We start from the raw sequence: 18,460 nt of genomic DNA, 5'->3' as shown, positions 1-18,460 counted from the left end.
TGACCCAGGTCGCTATTGGGTATCGAAATGGCAGGTAGGCCTTCCTAACCGCACACGTTTCACACTTTCTCAGCGTGTCGCGGTGCGCGTCGCATGAATCCGACGACCTCGACCGCCCGGACAGCGCTGCCCACCAGCCTCGGCTATGGGACATCGTTGCTGAATCGTGTCCTAGCCGGCGTGCCCTCCGACGACCCCCGACTGACCCATGTCGTCGAGCTCCCCGCGCGGGCCGCCGAGGTCACTACCTGGCCTGATTGGACATCGCCGGAAGTGATCGCCGCATTACAGGAGACCGGCGTCGACGCGCCGTGGAGTCATCAGACCCGCACCGCCGACCTCGCCTTCGGCGGAGCGCACGTGGTCGTCAGCACCGGCACGGCATCCGGCAAGTCGATGGGATATCAGCTGCCGGTATTGACCGCGTTGCGCGAAGACCCGAGGGCTACTGCCATTTATCTGGCACCAACCAAGGCGCTGGGGGCGGATCAGCTGCGTGCCGTCGGTGCGCTGACCCATGAGGGACCGCTGCGCGATATCCATCCGGCAACCTATGACGGCGATACGCCCGCCGAGATCAGGCAGTGGGTGCGGGCGAACGCACGCTGGATTTTCACCAACCCCGACATGCTGCATCTGGGCATCCTGCGCTCGCATCAGCGCTGGGCCCGGGTGCTGCGCAGGCTGCGCTATGTGGTGGTCGACGAATGCCACGCCTACCGGGGCGTTTTCGGTTCACACGTGGCACTGGTGCTGCGCAGGCTGCGGCGGATCGCCGCGCGCTACGGCGCCGACCCGGTGTTCGTGCTGTGCTCGGCGACCACGGCGGAGCCCGCGGCCGCCGCGTCCCGGTTGATCGGAGCGCCGTGCGTCGCGGTCACCGAGGACGGATCACCGCAGGGTCCGCGCACCGTCGCACTGTGGGAACCGCCGCTGCTCACGACGGTGACCGGCGAAAACGGTGCACCGGTCCGGCGCGCGGCGACCACGGAGGCCGCCAGGATCATGGCGGACCTGGTGGTCGAGGGTGCGCGGACGCTGACCTTCGTCCGCTCGCGCCGGGCCGCCGAGCTCACCGCGATGGATGCGCGGCGGCTGCTGAGCGAGGTCGATCCGAGCCTTCCCGAGCGCGTCGCCGCCTACCGGGCGGGGTATCTCGCGGAGGATCGGCGCGATCTGGAGACCGCGCTGTCGGACGGTTCGCTGCTGGGCGCGGCCACTACCAACGCGCTCGAACTCGGGGTCGATATCGCCGGGCTCGATGCCGTGGTGATCTGCGGTTTTCCGGGCACTGTCGCCTCGTTCTGGCAGCAGGCGGGCCGGGCCGGGCGGCGCACCCAGGGGTCATTGGTACTGCTCGTGGCCAGGGACGATCCGCTGGACACCTACCTTGTGCACCATCCGGAAGCCCTGCTGGACAAGCCCGTCGAGGCCACGATCACCGATCCGCGCAACCCTTATGTGCTGGGTCCGCAATTGCTCTGCGCCGCATTGGAACTACCGCTCACCGACGCCGAGGTGGACGAGCTCGGCGCGCGCGAGGTGTTGACCGACCTCGCGGAGAAAGGCCTGATCAGACGCCGTGCCGTGCCCGGTGCCGAGGAGCGCGGGCGCTGGTTCGTCACCGCGGAGACGCAGCCGCACGACGCCGTTGACGTGCGCGGCGGGATCGGCACGCCGGTGGCCATCGTCGATGGTGAGACCGGCCGATTACTCGGCACGGCCGATGCCGGACGGGCGCCCGCGACACTGCATCGGGGTGCCGTTCACCTGCATCAAGGTGATACCTACGTGGTCGATGAGCTGGATCTCGAGGGGGGCGTCGCGTTTGTGCACGCCGCCGAGCCGGGCTGGACCACCAGTGCCCGCTCGGTCACCTCGATCGCCATCGACGCGATGACCGACCATCGCCACCACGGCCGCGTCACCACAGCGCTGGCGCAGGTGCGGGTGACCAGCCAGGTGATCGGATACCTGCGCACTCTGGTCACCGGCGAGGTCCTCGACCTGGTCGAACTGGACATGCCCGAGCACACGCTGCCCACCAGGGCGGTGCTGTACACGGTGCGCCCGGAGTTGTTGGCGCTGGCGGGGATCGACGTGGCGGATGTGCCCGGTGCGCTGCATGCCGCCGAGCACGCGGCGATCGGGCTGTTGCCGCTGGTGGCGACCTGCGATCGGTGGGATATCGGCGGCGTCTCCACCGCCGAACACCCGGACACCGGGTTGCCGACGGTCTTCGTCTACGACGGTCAACCCGGCGGGGCGGGCTTCGCCGAGCGTGGCTTCGCCCAGCTGCACCGCTGGCTCTCGGCGACCCTGGCCGTGATCGAGTCCTGCGCCTGCGTCGCGGGCTGTCCGTCCTGCGTTCAGTCGCCCAAGTGCGGGAACGGAAACCACCCGCTCGACAAGGTCGGCGCGGCCAGGCTGCTCACGGTGGTGCTGGCCGAGCTGTCGGTCAGGTGACGACGCCGAGCTCGGTTCGTGACGGAGCCGCGCTCGGCGCGTGATCGAACATCCACCTGACCTGCGCGTTCACCGGGAACGCTGGGGCGGGCCCGACAGCTCGGCGGCGGGTTCCGGGTGGCCGAATAAAGAGGAATGTATTCAGGTTAACTGCGCTATTGCCACAGCGACGCCTGCGTACATGCGCATTGATTCGTTTCTTTATCCGCGCCAATGCGGACAATTGTCCAGTTGGAATTATTTGGCCTGGGGAATTACCGATTTCCGCTACTCGCAAGAACGGCTGGAGTGCGAGTGCGCGCACCAGTCGCGCTCACTCATCAACGGGTCCGGCGCGCGCGACCGCACTCACCATCCGCACACCGAACAGACCTATTGGTACATTCCTTTCCACAATCACCGTTGCATCCCACTCAACGACTTCGCACCCTTGCAGCCGCGTCCCCATCCGCCGCGCAACCGCCCCCGCCTCGGCACATCCGGACTCCGCGCCCTCGACCAAAGTTCGGGCTGCCGCGAGTGCAGCCAAGTCGGCCGCGGCCTGCGCCCGATGCCGAGTGACAACCACCACACCGACCTGTCCGATCAACAGCGTCGCGGCGATCAGTCCGGCCAGTGCGAGACACGCGAAGACTGTCGCCGCTCCCGCCTCCGTTCGCGGCCCCGCCGCCAGCTGGCGGTTCACCCCACTCACGGTGCCGTCCCCGGCTCGAGCGCGGCGATGGCGTCGGCGCGGAGGGTCAGCAGGGGCAGGAGTGGGGCGCGGGAGGTGACTCGGGCGATCACGCGATCACCCTCGGTACGTACCGAGATGTCCGCATCCGGAGGTGCGACCCGGCGGGCCGCCGAGATCGCGTTCGCCTCGTCGCCGCGGGCGGACAGCCGGGCCGCCTCGCGGGCGGCGTCGACACAGCGCACCTGCGTCGACGCCGCCAGCAAGGCCCCGATACACAGCACGACCGCGAGGACGAGGGTGGCGAGCGCGATCGCCGCCTCGACCGTCACCGAGCCTCGATCATCACCGAGATCCGTTGCGCCCCAGCTCTTTATCCATTTCGGCCGAGCTGCTACACGGCGGTGTTGAGGGCCCGATCGATGATCTTCGTCAGCGCGTTCACGATGCTGTCGCCGGTCACCACCCCGTACAGCACGGCACCGAATGCCGCGGCGGCGATCGTCCCGATCGCGTACTCCGCCGTGCTCATCCCGTCGTCGGCGATCAGCGCGTGCAGGATTCGCGAACGCAGCTCCGTATATACAGCCCCCAGTTCGTGGATTGCGTGGCTCGTCACTCGCTCGACTCGCACCTGATTCCCCTCTCACTCCGGTCCGCGCGGCCGATCCGCGCGGGCACATTCCGTTGGGCGGTGCGGCCACGGCGGTGGCGGTGCCAACGACCCGCTCACTCACAGCAGTCCACCGCCGAGCACCCGCCCGGCCAGGCCGACCACCACCGGCACGATGCCGAGGCAGACGAACGCGGGGAGAAAGCAGAGACCCAGCGGACCGCCGATCAATACCCCGGCTCGCTCGGCCCGCGCCGCGGCCGCATCCTCGACCGCACCCCGGCGTTGTTCGGCCAGTTCCCCTACCGCGACCGCCAGCGAGGCGCCCGACCGCGCGGATCTGCGTGCCATCCGCGCCAGCGACTCGACGTCCGCCGCGCCCGGCCGTCCGGCGCCGCCTTCCGCCGCCCGCTCCCAAGCGGTCGCCGCATCGGCGCCGAGCGCCAGCAGATCCGCCGCCCGACTCAGTGCCTCGCCCAACAGTTCCGGCGCGCTGGGCGCCACCGCCCGCGCCGCACCCGCCATCGGCAGTCCGGCCCGCAGACACGCGGCCAACAGGTCGAACACCGAAGCGGATGCCAGCGGGTCGTCCCGCTGCCGCGCTGCGGGCTCGGCGGCGCGTACCACCTCCGGCTGCCGAAGAGTCCGTAGCCGTCGGCTCACCGCCACCCGGCCGGGCAACAGGAGCAGCGCGACCGCGAGCAACATGGTCGGCAGCGACGGATAACCCACGGCCAGTTCCATCCTGAGCCTCCTGATCAGTGCACGAATGCGGCGCGCACTTACGGCAAGCCGGACCTCTTGAACCGACATCCCCCGCACACGCCGAATCCACTGGACGCGGTCCGCAGCGGTGTCGAATAAGCGAGCGGACCGCGAAGTCCGCGCTCGACCAGGTGTGGCCGACGCAGGCCGACTCCAGCTCCGACACCGACTCCCGCGCAGACCCGGGCACGGGCCGGGGAAGTAGGAGCGCCGTACCCGAAACCGCTTGGCGCGCAGCGAATCGGCCGCATATAAGACAGCGACGTTGTTTCATACGAGCACCTTTCGGGTGATGGCGTCGGTCCATAGCAAGCCCGCGCAGACGAGGGCCGCACCGAGCGGCAGCAGCACCGTGCCCGCTGAGGAGGCGAAGAGGACGTGCAGCGGCGCGGCGCCCATCATTTGGCCGAGGCCGATGCCGAGGAGCGGGAGGCACGCCAAGACGGCGGCGGTGGCCCGGGCACCGGCGAGGGCGGCGGTGGTGCGGCCGTGGAACCGGATGCGGCCCACCAGGTCCGTGCGTGCTGCGGACAGGAGTTCGGCGAGCGCGAGTCCGTGCTGCTCGGCGACCTGCCACGCATCGGCGATCCGCGCGAGTTCCCCGGCGACAATGGAATCCGGCTGCCGTAGCCCGTCCGCCGCGGAACCACCCAGCCTGCTGCGACCGGCACTCACCGCGAACGCCGTGGCGGATTCACCTCGTGCCTCGCCCGCTGCGACCTCGGCGGCCGCACTCGGGTGCGCACCGACCCGCAACTCCCCGATCACCGCTTCCAAGGCATCCAGCAGGTAGGCGCATTCGACGTGTCTGCGACGATCCCGACCGGCCCTGCGCACCCGGAACCACACCGTCCCCACCACCATCGCCGCCGCGAGGAACGGACCAGGCCCGAACATCAGCGCAGCCAGCACGCCGACTGCACCAGCGAGCCGAATCAAGTTGCCATTGCACATCTTTCGAGCAGCAATCGGTTCTGCGAACAGCTCGGCGAATCGACGACGTGACGAAGCGGCCGGTGCCGCGAGCAGCGCAAGTGCGAGACACATCAATGCCACGATCATCGGCCGCCTCGGTCGTCGGGCGGCGCCAAATGCCCACCGAACCGGCTCCTCGGCAGCCGCCTCCACACGGCGGGCATCGGCCCGGATCGCTGTGCCGCCCGCGAATCCAGGCGGGGCGCTGCCGGTGCCGCATCGGTGGCCCTCATCGGTCGAGCCTCTCGCTGAGTAGGCGGGCCAGGTCTGCGGCGGCGGGGGCCGGGGCGGACGCGTGCCAGGCGGGGGCGATGTGGACGCGGCCGCTGTCGTTTCGGTGAACGAGGCCGATTTCGCGGAGCCCACGGGAGCCGTCTGACCGACGGTGCACATGCAGGACCACTTGCACAGCTGCGGCCAGTTGGCTGTGCAGTGCGGCGCGGTCCATGCCACCAAGGGCGGCAAGGGCTTCCAGCCGGGCAGGTACCTCCTGCGGTGAGTTCGCGTGGACTGTTCCCGCGCCGCCGTCGTGGCCGGTGTTGAGTGCCGTCAGCAGGTCGACGACCTCGGCACCCCTGACCTCGCCGACCACGATTCGGTCTGGTCGCATGCGCAGAGCCTGGCGAACCAGATCGCGGACGGTCACCTCGCCGACACCCTCGACATTCGCGGTGCGTGCGACGAGCCGCACGACATGCGGGTGTGGCGGCGCGAGTTCGGCGGCGTCTTCCACACAGACGATCCGTTCGCTCGGGCCGATCTTGGCGAGTAGGCCGGACAGCAGTGTCGTCTTGCCCGCGCCGGTGCCGCCCACCACCAGAAAGGCCAGGCGCGCCTGAATGATGCGCTCCAGCAAGCGCTTTGCTTCGCCGGGTACCGCTCCCGCGGCCGCCAGTGCGTCCAGGCCCTGCGTGGCGGGTCGCAGCACTCGGAGCGAGAGGCAGGTGCCGCCGTGCGCGACCGGTGCGAGCACGGCGTGCAGTCGCACACCGAACGAATCACCAAGCGCCGCTCCGGTTCCGGACAGTCTGCCGTCCACCCATGGTTGGGCATCGTCGAGTCGGCGACCGGCCGAGAGGGCGAGTCGCTGGGCGAGTCTGCGGACCGCCGCCTCGTCCGGAAAGGTGATCGACGTCTTCTCCACACCGTGCCCACGATCTATCCACACCGCGTCCGGGCCGGTCACCAGCACATCGGCGACCTGTGGATCGTGCAGCAGCGGTTCCAGCACCCCGGCCCCGGTCATCTCGGTCTGCAACAACCGCAGTGCCCGTAGCAGATCCGTGTCGCCGAGCACCCCACCTGCTTCCGCCCGAATGGCGGCGGCAACCTGAGCCGGATCCGGATCCCCCGCCGCACCGGACAGCCGCTCCCGCACCCGATCGAGCAGCTCGGACGTCACCAGCGCACTCATCGCCGTCCCCGGCCCGCCGTGCGTCGGCGCCAGACCTCCGCCGTCCGGGTCCCACGGACAAGGCACCCCTGCTCTTCCACCGTCGGACGGCAATTCGTTGCGCTGCCCGGCCGGTCCTGACTTCCCGCCCACCGTTGCCTCATCGGCGCTGTCCCGCCGGTGCGCTCAGCACATCGAGCACCGCATCGGCCGCGTCCCGCAACGGGCCGCGGCGCTGCACGGTCAACCCGCCGCGTTCCAGTCGGGCGGCCAAGCCGGATTGGGCCCGGACGGCCGCGAGCAGCGGGAGGTCGAGCACCTCGGCGACCTCGGGGCCGCGCAGGCCGCCTGGTGCGGGGCCGCGGACTACCAAGCCCTGGTTGGGGTTTCGGCGGGCGATGTGGGCGGCCACCGCTTCGGCGGCGGCGACCGCGCGCAATCGCGCGGGAACGACCAGGACGACGAGGTCGGCGGAGTCGAGCATCTGGTCGGCGTGCGGGCCACGCTCGCCGGAAATGTCGCAAATCACCAAATCGCCTGCGGCACGGCCTGCTTCGATCACCGCACGGACGGCGGCGGGCCCGATCTCGCGTGGCAACCGGCCCGCACCGCAGCGCCCACAGGCCAGCACGGCCACCCCGGGAGCGGCGGTGGGCAGTGCGGAATGCAGCGCGGCCGCCGCCACCCTGCCGTCCTCGACGACCAGGTCCGGCCAGCGCAATCCGGCGCTGTTTTCGATGCCGAGCAGCAGGTCGAGACCGCCGCCGAGGGGTGCGCCGTCGACCAGAATGGTGTCGCGCCGGAACCCTTCGGCGGCGGATCGCAGCGCCACCGCAGCGGCCAGAGTCGACGCTCCCGCTCCCCCGGCAGCGCCTGCCACAGCGACGACCACCCCGTCTCCTTGGCGCTGTTCACCGTACTCAGCAAACATCTCGATAAGTCCTACGGCGGCCCCGGGCAGCGCGGTCACCCGCTCGGCGCCGACCGCCGCCGCTGCTTGCCAATCGAGCAATCCGGGTTCGCCATCGGTGACCAGAACGACGCCGAGACGGCGCAGATATCCCGCTTCGGCCGCCTCGCGGGCCGTGACTGTGTCCAGGATCACCAGCGGGGCGCCCGTCCACGCGTGCCTGCCGACGGGCAGCTGCCGTTCATCGAGAGCGCGTTCGGCCGCGGCGGCGACGCGCCGCACTTCGTCGCGCAGTCGAGGGTCGCGGATGAGCACGAGTGCCGGTGGCGGGCTGCTGTTGTCCGGCGCCACTTCAAGATTCATGCGGCTGAGCGTGGCCGAAACCGGGCGACGACAGAAGAGGCGATGCGCCGAATGTGGATAACTCGGGGGTGTGCAGAACTTTTCAGTTCCGAGAAGGGGCAGTGCACCGTCCCCGAAATAGAGGACGGCCCCAGCCGGGGGGGGAGGAGGCTGGGGCCGTCGGGTTCAGCCCCGGGGGGTCGGGCTGAACGCGCCTGGACTATGTCCAGGTGCCAGCAATACTACACCCAAGCACCGCCCACAACGCAAGTCTGTCGTCGGAGAACTTTGTGGCTGTGACGGGCTCCGCGGCGGCGCGGCAAACTCCCCGCTCGCGGCCGCGGTTCCGGCCCGGAAACCGCCGTCATCGACACCCGCACGATCCCCAGTCCACCCCCAGTCGAGCACCGCTGCGGCAGGCACCGAGAGGCGGTCCACCGCCGGACCGGAGCGAGCCGGGCGGCAGCGCCTAAGCTGGTCGAGTGGACGCACCCCCCGCGGACGGCCGCGTCGCCGCCTTCTTCGACCTCGACAAGACCGTGATCGCGAAATCGAGCACGTTCGTCTTCAGCAAGCCCTTCTACGCGCAAGGCCTGTTGAATCGCCGGGACGTGCTCGAAAGTAGTTATGCCCACTTCCTGTTCATGCTGTCCGGCGCCGATCACGACCAAATGGAGCGGATGCGCGCCCATCTGACGAACATGTGCGCGGGCTGGGACGTGGAGCAGGTGAAAACCATTGTGGCCGAGACGCTTCACGAGCTGGTCGATCCGCTGATCTACGCCGAGGCGGCCGATCTCATTGCCGACCACAAGATCCGAGGCCACGACGTGGTGATCGTGTCGGCCTCGGGTGAGGAGATCGTCGGCCCGATCGCGGCGGCACTGGGCGCCTCGCACACCGCGGCAACCCGGATGGTCGTGGCGGACGGCAAGTACACCGGCGAGGTGGACTTCTACTGCTACGGCGAGGGAAAGGTCGCGGCGATCGAAAAGCTCGCCGCCACTGAGGGTTACGACCTCTCGCGCTGTTACGCGTATTCCGATTCGGTGACCGATCTGCCGCTGCTGAACGCGGTAGGCCATCCGACAGTGGTCAATCCCGATCGCAACCTGCGCCGCGAGGCGGCCGCCAAGGGTTGGCCGATCTTGACTTTCTCCAACCCGGTCTCGCTGTGGGCCCGCTTCCAGGCACCGTCGTCCACCACCCTTGCCGCGACCGCGGCGGTGGGTTTGAGCGCGGTACTCGCCGGCGCGATCAGCTATCGGTTGCTGCGCCGACGCAGCTGAGCCTTAGCCAACGCGCACCACGGACCGGCCCGCGCTGCTGGGGAGGAAGCCGGGTACTTGCCGAAGGGTTTGCTGGGCGTCAGCCCAAGAGGTCACAACGAGGTATTGAACCACGAAACGCCGATCGACACGCCGAATATGGAATGTCTTCGCAGGTCTTGATGTGAGCGCCGTCACGGGGTAAAAAGGTAACTACGGAAGGTCGGAAGGCCAAGGCAGGACCGGAAGAGAAGGTTCCGTCTCCCATCCAGCCTTCCCAGCACGGACACCAGGCACCCACGCGGAGCGCGCCGCGACAAGGGCAGAAGCGTTGTGGGCCTGCGAAATCCGGGTCTTCGTCGGCGAAGGCCTCGCACAGGTTGCGGGGATGAACCGTCGGAGTTCGGACTATCGCCGAGGCCGTAGAACACAACCCACCCAGCACGCTTGGTAACCGGGTCGTCCGTGCTACGCGGGCGGTGAGGTCGACAAACGACAACGCCGCCCGCTCTGACGTGTACGGGGCCTTTACCCCGACGCCGAATCGGCGATCGACGTGGCTTCCCGCGCACCATCCTCGAATGCGCCGCAGCACAGCAGCACCCAGCTGCCGACGGCATCCGCGGCCCCGCTGCCGAACCCCGCGGCGGCATCGAAATACGCCTGCTTACGCCGCAGCCAGAAAACCTCGGGCACTCCCAAACTGTGTGGGTCCAGACCACTGGACACCGCGACCAGCCGCGATGCGGCCCGCGCGACCACACCGTCGGCAGACCCGAACGGCCGCAACGCGAGCAGCTCCCCATGCACCACCGCCGCGAGCACCGGCGCGGGCGCACTCGACCCGAGCACCGTCTGAACCAGCAGGTCCAGCCGCTCCGCCACACCCGCGTCGCCGCGCGGGCGGCCGAGCAACTCGGCATCGGCCACCAGATCAGCCGCGGCGAGCAGATGCAGCCTGGCCAGCGCCTGCAACGGCGCCCGCTGCCAGGTGCCGACCAGGTTGCGCAGCGCGTCGCCATCCAACGCCTGGCCGACTCGCAGCGACCCGGCCAGAATCGGATCGCCGACCGCGCCGTCGGCCGGCAGCTCGGTACTGCCGCCGTCGATGGCGGCCGACGACCGCGCCGCGCGTACCGCGGCCTCGGCGGCCGTGGTCGGCCAGCCGCGCCGGTTCGCCCGGTGCCGATGCACCTCGGCGAGCGCGTCGCGGGCACGGTCGGCCGCGGCACGCACACCGGGCAGATCGACGAGGGGCTGTAGCGGATCGGTCACGGCTTACGAGGCTACTTGCGGCCGCCCGGCCCACCCCATTCAGGAGCGCGCCGAGCGGCGCGGCCGCCTCAGCCCGCCAGCGGGTCTCAGCCCGCCACCAGCAGGTCTCGCCCGGGGATGGCGTCCAGCAGCCGCCGGGTGTACTCCTCTCGCGGATTGTCGAAGACCTCTTCGGTGGACGCCGCCTCGACCACCTTGCCGGTCTGCATGACCAGCACGTCGTCGGCGATCTGGCGAACAACGGCCAGGTCGTGGGTGATGAACACATAGGACAGGCCCAGTTCGGCCTGCAGATCGTTCAGCAGCCGCAGAATCTGGGCCTGCACCAGCACGTCGAGCGCGGAAACCGCCTCGTCACACACCACGACCTCGGGGGCGAGCGCGAGGGCGCGGGCGATGGCGACGCGTTGACGCTGACCGCCGGACAGCTCGTTCGGATAGCGGCGCATCACGGTGGATGGCAGCGACACCTTGTCGAGCAGCTCCCGGACCGTCGCCTCCCGTTCCTTCGGGGTGCCGATGTCGTGCGTGCGCAACGGCTCCTCGATGGTGCGGTAGATCGAGTACATCGGATCCAGCGAGCCGTAGGGGTCCTGGAAGATCGGCTGCACCCGGCGCCGGAACGCGAAGGCGCCCTTGCGATCCAGCTTCGCCACCTCTTGTCCGTCGAACATGACCTTGCCCGAGGTGGGCTCGAGCAGACCGAGGATCATCTGCGCGACCGTCGACTTACCCGAACCGGATTCGCCGACGATGGCGGTCGTGGTGCCACGCCGGAGCCGGAACGAAACATCCTGCACCGCAAAGAAGTCGGTCGACTTCCACGGGACGCTGCCGCGGATCTTGAACGCCTTGGTGAGATTATCGACCACCACCACGTCGTCGGGCACCACGGACAGCTCGGTGTCGGCCGCCGCGATCTGCTCGGCCACCTGCACCGCCTGCTCACGAATCTCGATGCGCTGCTTCACCGAGGACAGCCGCTGCGACGCGAGCGAGGGCGCCGAATTCACCAGCCGTTTGGTGTACAAGTGCTGCGGTTCGCGCAGAATCTGCAGGGCCGGACCGGATTCCACGACTCGACCGCGATACATCACCACCAGATGCTCCGCGCGCTCGGCGGCGAGGCCGAGGTCGTGGGTGATCAGCAGTACCGCGGTGCCGAGCTCGTTGGTGAGCCCGTCGAGGTGATCGAGGATCTGCCGCTGCACGGTGACGTCGAGCGCCGAGGTCGGTTCGTCCGCGATCAACAGCTTGGGACGGCAGGCCAACCCGATGGCGATGAGCGCACGCTGACGCATACCGCCGGAGAACTCGTGCGGATACTGGTTCACCCGGCGTTCCCCGTCGGACATGCCCGCTTCGTGCAACAGCTCGATGGCCCGCTGCTTGGCCGCCTTACCTTTGGCGATGCCGTTGGCCTCCAACGTCTCCCGGATCTGGAACCCGACCTTCCACACCGGGTTCAGGTTCGACATCGGGTCCTGCGGGACCAGCCCGATCCCGGTACCGCGGACCGCGACGACGTCCTTCTTGGACACCTTGGCGAGGTCTTTGCCATCGAACATGATGGAACCGGAAGTGACCTGCCCGGTGCCGGGCAGCAGATCGATGATCGCGTGCGCCGTGGTGGACTTGCCCGAACCGGATTCGCCGACGATCGCGACGGTTTGCCCCGGGTACACCGACAGGTTCACGTCGCGGACGGCAGGCACCTTCTTGCCGTCGGAGGTGAAACAGACGTTGAGGTCCTTGATTTCGAGCAGTGGCGAGTCACTCATCGTTTTTTCGCCTTCGGGTCGAGGGCTTCGCGCACCGCGTCACCCAGCAGGATGAAGCTCAGTACGGTCAGTGCCAGGGCCGTTGCCGGATAGAACAGGATCGCGGAGGTGCGAATCTCCTTCTGCCCCGAGGCGATATCAGCGCCCCAGGACACGATCGTGCGCGGCAGCCCGACACCGAGGTAGGACAACGTCGCCTCGGTGACGATGAAGACGCCGAGCCAGATCGTGGTGACCACGATGAGCGGGCCCACCGCGTTCGGCAGCACATGGCGCAACAGCGTGCGTATTCGGGAGACGCCCAAAGCCTTTGCCGCCGTGACGTAATCGCTGTTCTTGGCTTGGATCACCGCGCTACGCGCGATCCGCGCCGCCTGTGGCCAGGTGAACGAGGCGAGAATGAGGACCACGGTCCAGATGGTCCGCGCATCGAGCAGCTGCATGATCACGATCGCGGCCAGCATCAGCGGGATCGCGAAGAAGACCTCCGCGACCCGCGACACGATCGAATCGAGCAGCCCGCCGTAGAATCCGGACAGCGCACCGAGGACGCCGCCGATCAGCACGAACAAGACGGTCGAGCCGACGCCCGCCAGCACCGACGCCCGTGCGCCGTACACAGTTCGGGCGTAGATGTCACAGCCCTGTTTGTCGAAGCCGAACGGATGACCCGGACCGCGCGGATCCATGCTGAAGTCGCCGTTGCAGTAGCGCGGATCCTGGCTGGTGAACAGTCCCGGCCAGATGACGACGATGAGCACGAACACGATCATCAGCGCGGCGACGATGAAGATCGGGTTGCGCCGCAGCTGACGCCAGGCGTCCTGCCAGATGCTGGTCGGCGAGCCCGCGTCGACGACCATGTCGGTGGCGAGCACCTCGACCTCGTCGGGCGGTGCGACGAAGTAGGTCTGTCTGCCGCGTGCCGCGCTTTCCGCGAGGTCGATTCCTTTTCCTTTGTCGAGGTCAGGCATAGCGAATCCTCGGATCGAGTGCGGCGTAGAGGAGGTCGACGATCAGGTTGGAGACCAGGAAGATGATGATCAGCACCGTCACGAACGACACGACGGTGGGCGGTTCGCCACGGGTGATCGCCTGAAACAGCGTGCCACCGACGCCGGGAATGTTGAAGATGCCCTCGGTGACGATGGCGCCGCCCATCAGCGAGCCGAGTTCGGCGCCGAGGAAGGTGATCACCGGGATCATCGAGTTACGCAGGATGTGCACCGTCACCACCCGGGGCCTGCTCAGCCCCTTGGCAGTCGCGGTCCGGACGAAGTCGGCGGACATGTTCTCCGCCACCGAGTTCCGGGTCAACCGCAGCACGTACGCGAACGACAACGACCCGAGCACGAAAGCGGGAACCAGCAATTCGGTGAAACTCGCCTTGCCGGTGACGGTCACCGGCGCGATTTCCCACTTCACGCCGAGCAGGAACTGTGCGAGGAAGCCGACGACGAAGATCGGCACGGCGATCACGACCAGGCTGACGACCAGCATCGTCGAGTCGAACAGCTTGCCCTTGCGCAGCCCGGCGACCAGGCCGAAGATGACGCCGAAGACGGCCTCGATGAACACAGCCATGGCGGCCAGCTTGATGGTGATCGGGAATGCGCGAGCCAACTCGTCGCGCACCGGCCTGCCGGAGAAGGCCGTCCCGAAGTCGAACGTGAGGATGCCCTTCAGATACAGCAGGTACTGCATGATGAAGGGCTGGTCGAGGTGGTACCGGGCGCGCAGTTGCGCCTCCACGGCAGGGGTCATCGGTTTGTCGCCGGCGAGCGCGGCAATCGGATCGCCGGGGACGAGGAATACCAGGGCATAGATGAGCAGCGTCGCCCCGAGGAACACGGGGATCATCTGGAGCAGACGCCGCACGACATACCAGGCCATTTCGCCTCCTGGGTCAGTGATGAGCCGCGCCGCCTTCGCGACGCGGCCCCTCAGCGGCTACTTCTCGATGTTCTCGAAATCGAACAGGCCGTTCCAGGCGAGTTCGGCCTTCTTCACCTTCTCCGACAGACCCGCGGCGGCCAGATAGTCGATCACCGGAATGTCGGCCATGTCCTTGAACAGCAGCGCCTGCGCCTGCCCGATGAGCTTGTAGGACTCCTCCTGCGTCGGTGCGGCCTGCGCGGCATCGAGGAGGCGATCGAACTCCGGGTTGTTGTAGTCGACGTTGTTGGTCTCGGAATGGCTGTAGTACTGCGAGGTGAGGAACTGCAGCATGGCCGGGTAATCACCCTGCCAGCCGTAGCGGAAGGCTTTGCCGATGGTCTTGGCGTTCACCTCGTCGCGAATGTTCTTGAAGGTCGGGTACGGCACGGCGACGGCGTCGATGCCGAGGGTGTTCTTCACGCTGTTCGCGACGGCCTCGATCCAGGACTGGTGGCCGCCGTCGGAGTTGTAGGCGATCTCGTAGCGACCCGACCATGGCGAGATGGCGTCGGCCTGGGCCCACACCTTCTTGGCTTCCTCCGGGTTGTACTTGGTCACCTCGGAGCCGGGCAGGTTGCCGTCGAAACCGGGCAGCGTGGAGGCGGTGAAGTCGCGTGCCGGGACACGGGTGCCATGGAAGATGTTCTGGCAGATCTGTTCCCGGTTGATCGCCATCGAAATGGCCTTACGCCGCAGCAGACCTTCCTCGCCGGAGAAATGCGGGACGTTGGCCTGGATGCCGATGTGCTGGTTCTGCGCGGTCGGCTTGGTGATCGCGCGGTCGCCGAGGTCCTGCTTGTAGGACGCGAGCGCGCTGTCCGGAATCGTGTCGAGCGTGTCGAGGTTGCCGGCCAGCAGATCCGCGTACGCCGTGTCGAACGACTGGTACATCACGAACCGCAGGCCCTTGTTCTTGGCCGGGCGGCCACCCTTGTAGTCCGGGTTGGGCACCAGGTCGATCTGGACGTTGTGCTGCCACGCGCCATTGTTCGCGAACTTGTACGGGCCGTTGCCGATCGGGTTCTCACCGAAGGCCTTCATGTCCTTGAACGCCGCCTCCGGCAGCGGGTAGAACGGCGCGTACCCGAGGGCGGTCTCGAACTCGATCGAGGGCTGCTTCAACTCGACGGTGAACGTGCGGTCATCGACCACCTTCAGACCCGACAACGTCTGCGCCGTCGGCGTTTCCGCGGAGACCGCCTCGTAGCCGGCGATCGGGGTGAACACGTAACTCTGCAACTGAGCGTTGGTGCCGAGAGCGCCGTAGTTCCACGCGTCGACGAACGACTTGGCTTTGACCGGCGTGCCGTCGGAGAACTTCCAGTCCGGCTTGATCGTGATCCGGTAGTTCTTGCGGTCGTTGGTCTCGATAGACTCGGCCATCTCGTTGTGAGCCTTGCCGTTGCTGTCGTAGTACTTCAGACCCGCGAACAGCCGGTCGACGACGCGGCCGCCCATGTTCTCGTTGGTGTTGGTGGGCACCAATGGGTTCTGCGGCTCACCGCCTCCCGTGGTGACGATGTCCGCGCCGGCACTGTCGTCCGACGAGCACGCGGCTAGTCCGAGGCTGGTAGCCAGCAGTACTGCCGCGGTCAGCGCCATTGCTCTGTTGAATCTCAACGCGTTCTCCCGATTTCGAGAAGGGCGGAATCTATGGCACGCGCGTGAGGTCACCAGGCGCATGCCGGCACAAACCGCCTTGGGTGCCTCGGAGATTAACCACTCGAGTGAGCTCTGTCATCGGATTGACCAAGGTTCGTTCCACTTGTTACCAATACGGCAACATGCCCGAAACACGAAAAACATCGCGCGAAAACGACCTATCCACCGGAACATTGCCTCCGAAGAGTCCATCCGGCGACTTCCGGTATCGGCCACTCCGTTGCGGATTACGCGACGGCGCGCCGGTACCGAAACCCGGTGGACACACCGGACGCGGCGTAGGTCACAGTTGATTACTGTCGAACTGGCTGCGTTTGAATCGTGGGCTCAGGCTACGTGGAAAGAAGAAGCGAGATGACCGAAACCGCCGACCACAGGGATTCGTATCCGCCGACCGCGGCGTTCGCCGCCGCGGCGAACGCCGATGCCTCGCTCTATGCGCGGGCGTCGGCCGATCGCGACGCGTTCTGGGCCGAACAGGCCGGTCGGTTGCACTGGCATCAGCAGTGGCGCCAGGTGCTGGACTGGAGCGACGCGCCGGTGGCGAAATGGTTCGTCGACGGCAAGCTCAATGTCGCGTACAACTGCGTCGACCGGCACGTGCTGGACGGACACGGTGAACAGGTCGCCATCCACTGGGAGGGCGAGCCTGGCGACTCGCGTGACGTCACCTACCGCGAGCTGCTCACCGAAGTGAGCCGCGCCGCAAACTATTTCACCGAACTCGGCCTGGTGGCGGGCGATCGCGTCGCCATCTACATGCCGATGGTGCCCGAGGCGATCGTCGCGATGCTGGCCTGCGCCCGGCTCGGGCTCACCCACTCGGTGGTGTTCGCCGGGTTCTCCCCCACCGCGCTACGCCAACGCGTCGATGACGCGAGTGCCCGGCTGATCGTCACCACCGACGGGCAGTGGCGACGCGGCAAGGCCGCCCCGCTCAAGGCGGCGGTGGATGAGGCGTTGCACGCGAACGGCGATGTGCCGCCCACGGGGATGGCAGGAGGCGGAGCCGACGGGGTGGGTGAGCACAGCACGGCAGGAGGCGGAGCCGACGGGGTGGGTGAGCACAGCGTCGAGCACGTCCTGGTGGTGCGCCGCACCGGCATCGAGGTGCCGTGGACCGAGGGCCGCGACCTGTGGTGGCATGAGACGGTCGGGCAGGCGTCGCCGGAACATGAGGCACAGGCGTTCGATGCCGAGCATCCGCTGTTCATCCTTTACACCTCCGGCACCACCGGGAAGCCCAAGGGCATCCTGCACACCTCCGGCGGTTACCTCACCCAGGCGGCCTACACCCACCACAACGTCTTCGATCACAAAGCGGGACAAGATGTTTACTGGTGCACTGCCGACATCGGCTGGGTGACGGGGCACAGCTACATCGTTTACGGCCCGCTCGCCAATCGGGCCACCCAGGTCGTCTACGAGGGCACCCCGAACTTCCCGGACGAGCACCGGCACTGGCAGATCGTCGAAAAGTACGGCGTCAGCATCTATTACACCGCGCCGACGCTGGTGCGCACGTTCATGAAGTGGGGCCGTGAGATCCCGGCCGCACACGACCTGTCCAGCATCCGGTTGCTCGGCTCGGTGGGCGAACCGATCAACCCGGAAGCCTGGCGCTGGTATCGAGAAGTCATCGGTGGCAACCGCACTCCGATCGTCGACACCTGGTGGCAGACCGAGACCGGCGCGATCATGATCTCGCCGTTGCCCGGCGTCACCTCGGCCAAGCCCGGCGCGGCGATGGCACCGCTGCCCGGCATCTCGGCGCTCGTCGTGGACGAGGAGGGCAAGCCGGTCCAGCGCGGCGAGACCGAGGCCAACGGATATCTCGTGCTGGACCAGCCGTGGCCGTCCATGCTGCGCGGCATCTGGGGTGACATGGAGCGGTACCGGGCCACCTACTGGGAGCGGTACGCCGCGCAGGGCTGGTACTTCGCCGGTGACGGCGCCAAGCTGGACGCCGACGGCGACCTGTGGGTGCTGGGCCGGGTCGATGACGTGATGAACGTGTCCGGCCACCGGATCTCCACCGCCGAGGTGGAGTCGGCGCTGGTCGGGCATGCCGGTGTCGCCGAGGCCGCGGTGGTCGGGGCGACCGACGCGACCACCGGCCAGGGCATCGTCGCGTTCGTCATCCTCACCGCCGAAGCCAAGGACACCGGTTCGGCGCTCGTCGACGAGCTGAAGGCCGAGGTGTCGAAGGAGATCAGCCCGATCGCCCGGCCGCGGGAGATCCACGTGGTGCCGGAACTGCCCAAGACGCGCAGCGGCAAGATCATGCGCAGGTTGCTGCGCGACGTGGCCGAGGGGCGGGAACTCGGCGACACCTCGACGCTGGTCGACCCCAACGTCTTCGAGGCGATTCGGGCGAGCAAGGCGTAACTCCGCAGCTA

General features: G+C 67.9%; 15 protein-coding genes. 3 read left to right on the top strand and 12 right to left on the bottom strand.

Annotated elements, in window-relative coordinates:
* Positions 1-93: 93 nt before the first annotated feature.
* Positions 94-2,466, top strand: a complete 2,373-nt coding sequence (locus ACFK0J_RS03070) for a DEAD/DEAH box helicase (RefSeq protein ID WP_378736360.1) — start codon at positions 94-96, stop codon at positions 2,464-2,466.
* A 313-nt stretch (positions 2,467-2,779) separates the two neighbouring features.
* Here ACFK0J_RS03070 and ACFK0J_RS03065 read toward each other — a convergent pair whose 3' ends face one another.
* The 7 genes from ACFK0J_RS03065 to ssd form a co-directional block, all read right to left on the bottom strand.
* Positions 2,780-3,151 (bottom strand): Rv3654c family TadE-like protein, encoded by a 372-nt coding sequence (locus ACFK0J_RS03065; protein WP_378742586.1) that lies wholly within the window; start codon positions 3,149-3,151, stop codon positions 2,780-2,782.
* Between the two features lie 5 nt (positions 3,152-3,156).
* Positions 3,157-3,471, bottom strand: a complete 315-nt coding sequence (locus ACFK0J_RS03060) for a TadE family type IV pilus minor pilin (RefSeq protein ID WP_378736358.1) — start codon at positions 3,469-3,471, stop codon at positions 3,157-3,159.
* Between the two features lie 62 nt (positions 3,472-3,533).
* Positions 3,534-3,734, bottom strand: coding sequence for a DUF4244 domain-containing protein (locus ACFK0J_RS03055; RefSeq protein ID WP_378742584.1), 201 nt, complete (start codon positions 3,732-3,734; stop codon positions 3,534-3,536).
* Between the two features lie 138 nt (positions 3,735-3,872).
* Positions 3,873-4,496: a type II secretion system F family protein gene (locus ACFK0J_RS03050; protein WP_378736356.1), complete on the bottom strand. Its 624-nt coding sequence runs from the start codon at positions 4,494-4,496 to the stop codon at positions 3,873-3,875.
* Positions 4,497-4,787: 291 nt separating this feature from the next.
* The gene (locus tag ACFK0J_RS03045; protein WP_378736354.1) at positions 4,788-5,579 is read right to left on the bottom strand and encodes a type II secretion system F family protein; all 792 of its coding nucleotides are present in this window, start codon (positions 5,577-5,579) and stop codon (positions 4,788-4,790) included.
* A gap of 142 nt (positions 5,580-5,721) precedes the next feature.
* Positions 5,722-6,906, bottom strand: coding sequence for a TadA family conjugal transfer-associated ATPase (locus ACFK0J_RS03040; protein WP_378742582.1), 1,185 nt, complete (start codon positions 6,904-6,906; stop codon positions 5,722-5,724).
* A gap of 139 nt (positions 6,907-7,045) precedes the next feature.
* On the bottom strand, positions 7,046-8,158 hold the full coding sequence (ssd, locus tag ACFK0J_RS03035; protein ID WP_378736352.1) for a septum site-determining protein Ssd: 1,113 nt from the start codon (positions 8,156-8,158) through the stop codon (positions 7,046-7,048).
* 461 nt (positions 8,159-8,619) lie between these two features.
* On the opposite strand from ssd, the gene ACFK0J_RS03030 reads away from it, so the two are divergent.
* Positions 8,620-9,426: an HAD family hydrolase gene (locus ACFK0J_RS03030; protein WP_378736350.1), complete on the top strand. Its 807-nt coding sequence runs from the start codon at positions 8,620-8,622 to the stop codon at positions 9,424-9,426.
* 507 nt (positions 9,427-9,933) lie between these two features.
* Here ACFK0J_RS03030 and ACFK0J_RS03025 read toward each other — a convergent pair.
* The 5 genes from ACFK0J_RS03025 to ACFK0J_RS03005 all read right to left on the bottom strand — a co-directional run bounded on the left by ACFK0J_RS03025 (position 9,934) and on the right by ACFK0J_RS03005 (position 16,001).
* On the bottom strand, positions 9,934-10,680 hold the full coding sequence (locus ACFK0J_RS03025) for an oxidoreductase (protein WP_378736348.1): 747 nt from the start codon (positions 10,678-10,680) through the stop codon (positions 9,934-9,936).
* Positions 10,681-10,766: 86 nt separating this feature from the next.
* Positions 10,767-12,461, bottom strand: a complete 1,695-nt coding sequence (locus ACFK0J_RS03020; RefSeq protein WP_378736346.1) for a dipeptide ABC transporter ATP-binding protein — start codon at positions 12,459-12,461, stop codon at positions 10,767-10,769.
* Positions 12,458-13,435: an ABC transporter permease gene (locus ACFK0J_RS03015; protein ID WP_378736344.1), complete on the bottom strand. Its 978-nt coding sequence runs from the start codon at positions 13,433-13,435 to the stop codon at positions 12,458-12,460. Before ACFK0J_RS03015 ends, ACFK0J_RS03020 begins: the two co-directional genes overlap by 4 nt.
* Positions 13,428-14,354, bottom strand: coding sequence for an ABC transporter permease (locus ACFK0J_RS03010; protein WP_378736342.1), 927 nt, complete (start codon positions 14,352-14,354; stop codon positions 13,428-13,430). Before ACFK0J_RS03010 ends, ACFK0J_RS03015 begins: the two co-directional genes overlap by 8 nt.
* A 57-nt stretch (positions 14,355-14,411) precedes the next feature.
* Positions 14,412-16,001, bottom strand: a complete 1,590-nt coding sequence (locus ACFK0J_RS03005) for an ABC transporter substrate-binding protein (protein WP_378742580.1) — start codon at positions 15,999-16,001, stop codon at positions 14,412-14,414.
* Positions 16,002-16,415: 414 nt separating this feature from the next.
* On the opposite strand from ACFK0J_RS03005, the gene ACFK0J_RS03000 reads away from it, so the two are divergent.
* A complete protein-coding gene (locus ACFK0J_RS03000; RefSeq protein ID WP_378736340.1) occupies positions 16,416-18,449 on the top strand; it encodes an acetate--CoA ligase in 2,034 nt (677 codons plus the stop codon).
* The last annotated feature ends 11 nt before the right edge of the window (positions 18,450-18,460 follow it).

This window comes from Nocardia brasiliensis (assembly GCF_042691675.1).
GTDB lineage: Bacteria > Actinomycetota > Actinomycetes > Mycobacteriales > Mycobacteriaceae > Nocardia > Nocardia brasiliensis_D.
The sequence above is the reverse complement of the archived record's forward strand: the minus strand, read 5'-3'. Positions and strand labels throughout refer to the sequence as shown.

What these genes read in the sequence shown, in the direction of transcription:
- ACFK0J_RS03070 (WP_378736360.1), top strand. Translation starts at nt 94, where the DNA reads ATGAATCCGACGACCTCGACCGCCCGGACAGCGCTGCCCACCAGCCTC.
- ACFK0J_RS03050 (WP_378736356.1), bottom strand. Translation starts at nt 4,496, where the DNA reads ATGGAACTGGCCGTGGGTTATCCGTCGCTGCCGACCATGTTGCTCGCG.
- ACFK0J_RS03045 (WP_378736354.1), bottom strand. Translation starts at nt 5,579, where the DNA reads ATGATCGTGGCATTGATGTGTCTCGCACTTGCGCTGCTCGCGGCACCG.
- ACFK0J_RS03040 (WP_378742582.1), bottom strand. Translation starts at nt 6,906, where the DNA reads ATGAGTGCGCTGGTGACGTCCGAGCTGCTCGATCGGGTGCGGGAGCGG.
- ssd (WP_378736352.1), bottom strand. Translation starts at nt 8,158, where the DNA reads ATGAATCTTGAAGTGGCGCCGGACAACAGCAGCCCGCCACCGGCACTC.
- ACFK0J_RS03020 (WP_378736346.1), bottom strand. Translation starts at nt 12,461, where the DNA reads ATGAGTGACTCGCCACTGCTCGAAATCAAGGACCTCAACGTCTGTTTC.
- ACFK0J_RS03015 (WP_378736344.1), bottom strand. Translation starts at nt 13,435, where the DNA reads ATGCCTGACCTCGACAAAGGAAAAGGAATCGACCTCGCGGAAAGCGCG.
- ACFK0J_RS03010 (WP_378736342.1), bottom strand. Translation starts at nt 14,354, where the DNA reads ATGGCCTGGTATGTCGTGCGGCGTCTGCTCCAGATGATCCCCGTGTTC.
- ACFK0J_RS03005 (WP_378742580.1), bottom strand. Translation starts at nt 16,001, where the DNA reads ATGGCGCTGACCGCGGCAGTACTGCTGGCTACCAGCCTCGGACTAGCC.
- ACFK0J_RS03000 (WP_378736340.1), top strand. Translation starts at nt 16,416, where the DNA reads ATGACCGAAACCGCCGACCACAGGGATTCGTATCCGCCGACCGCGGCG.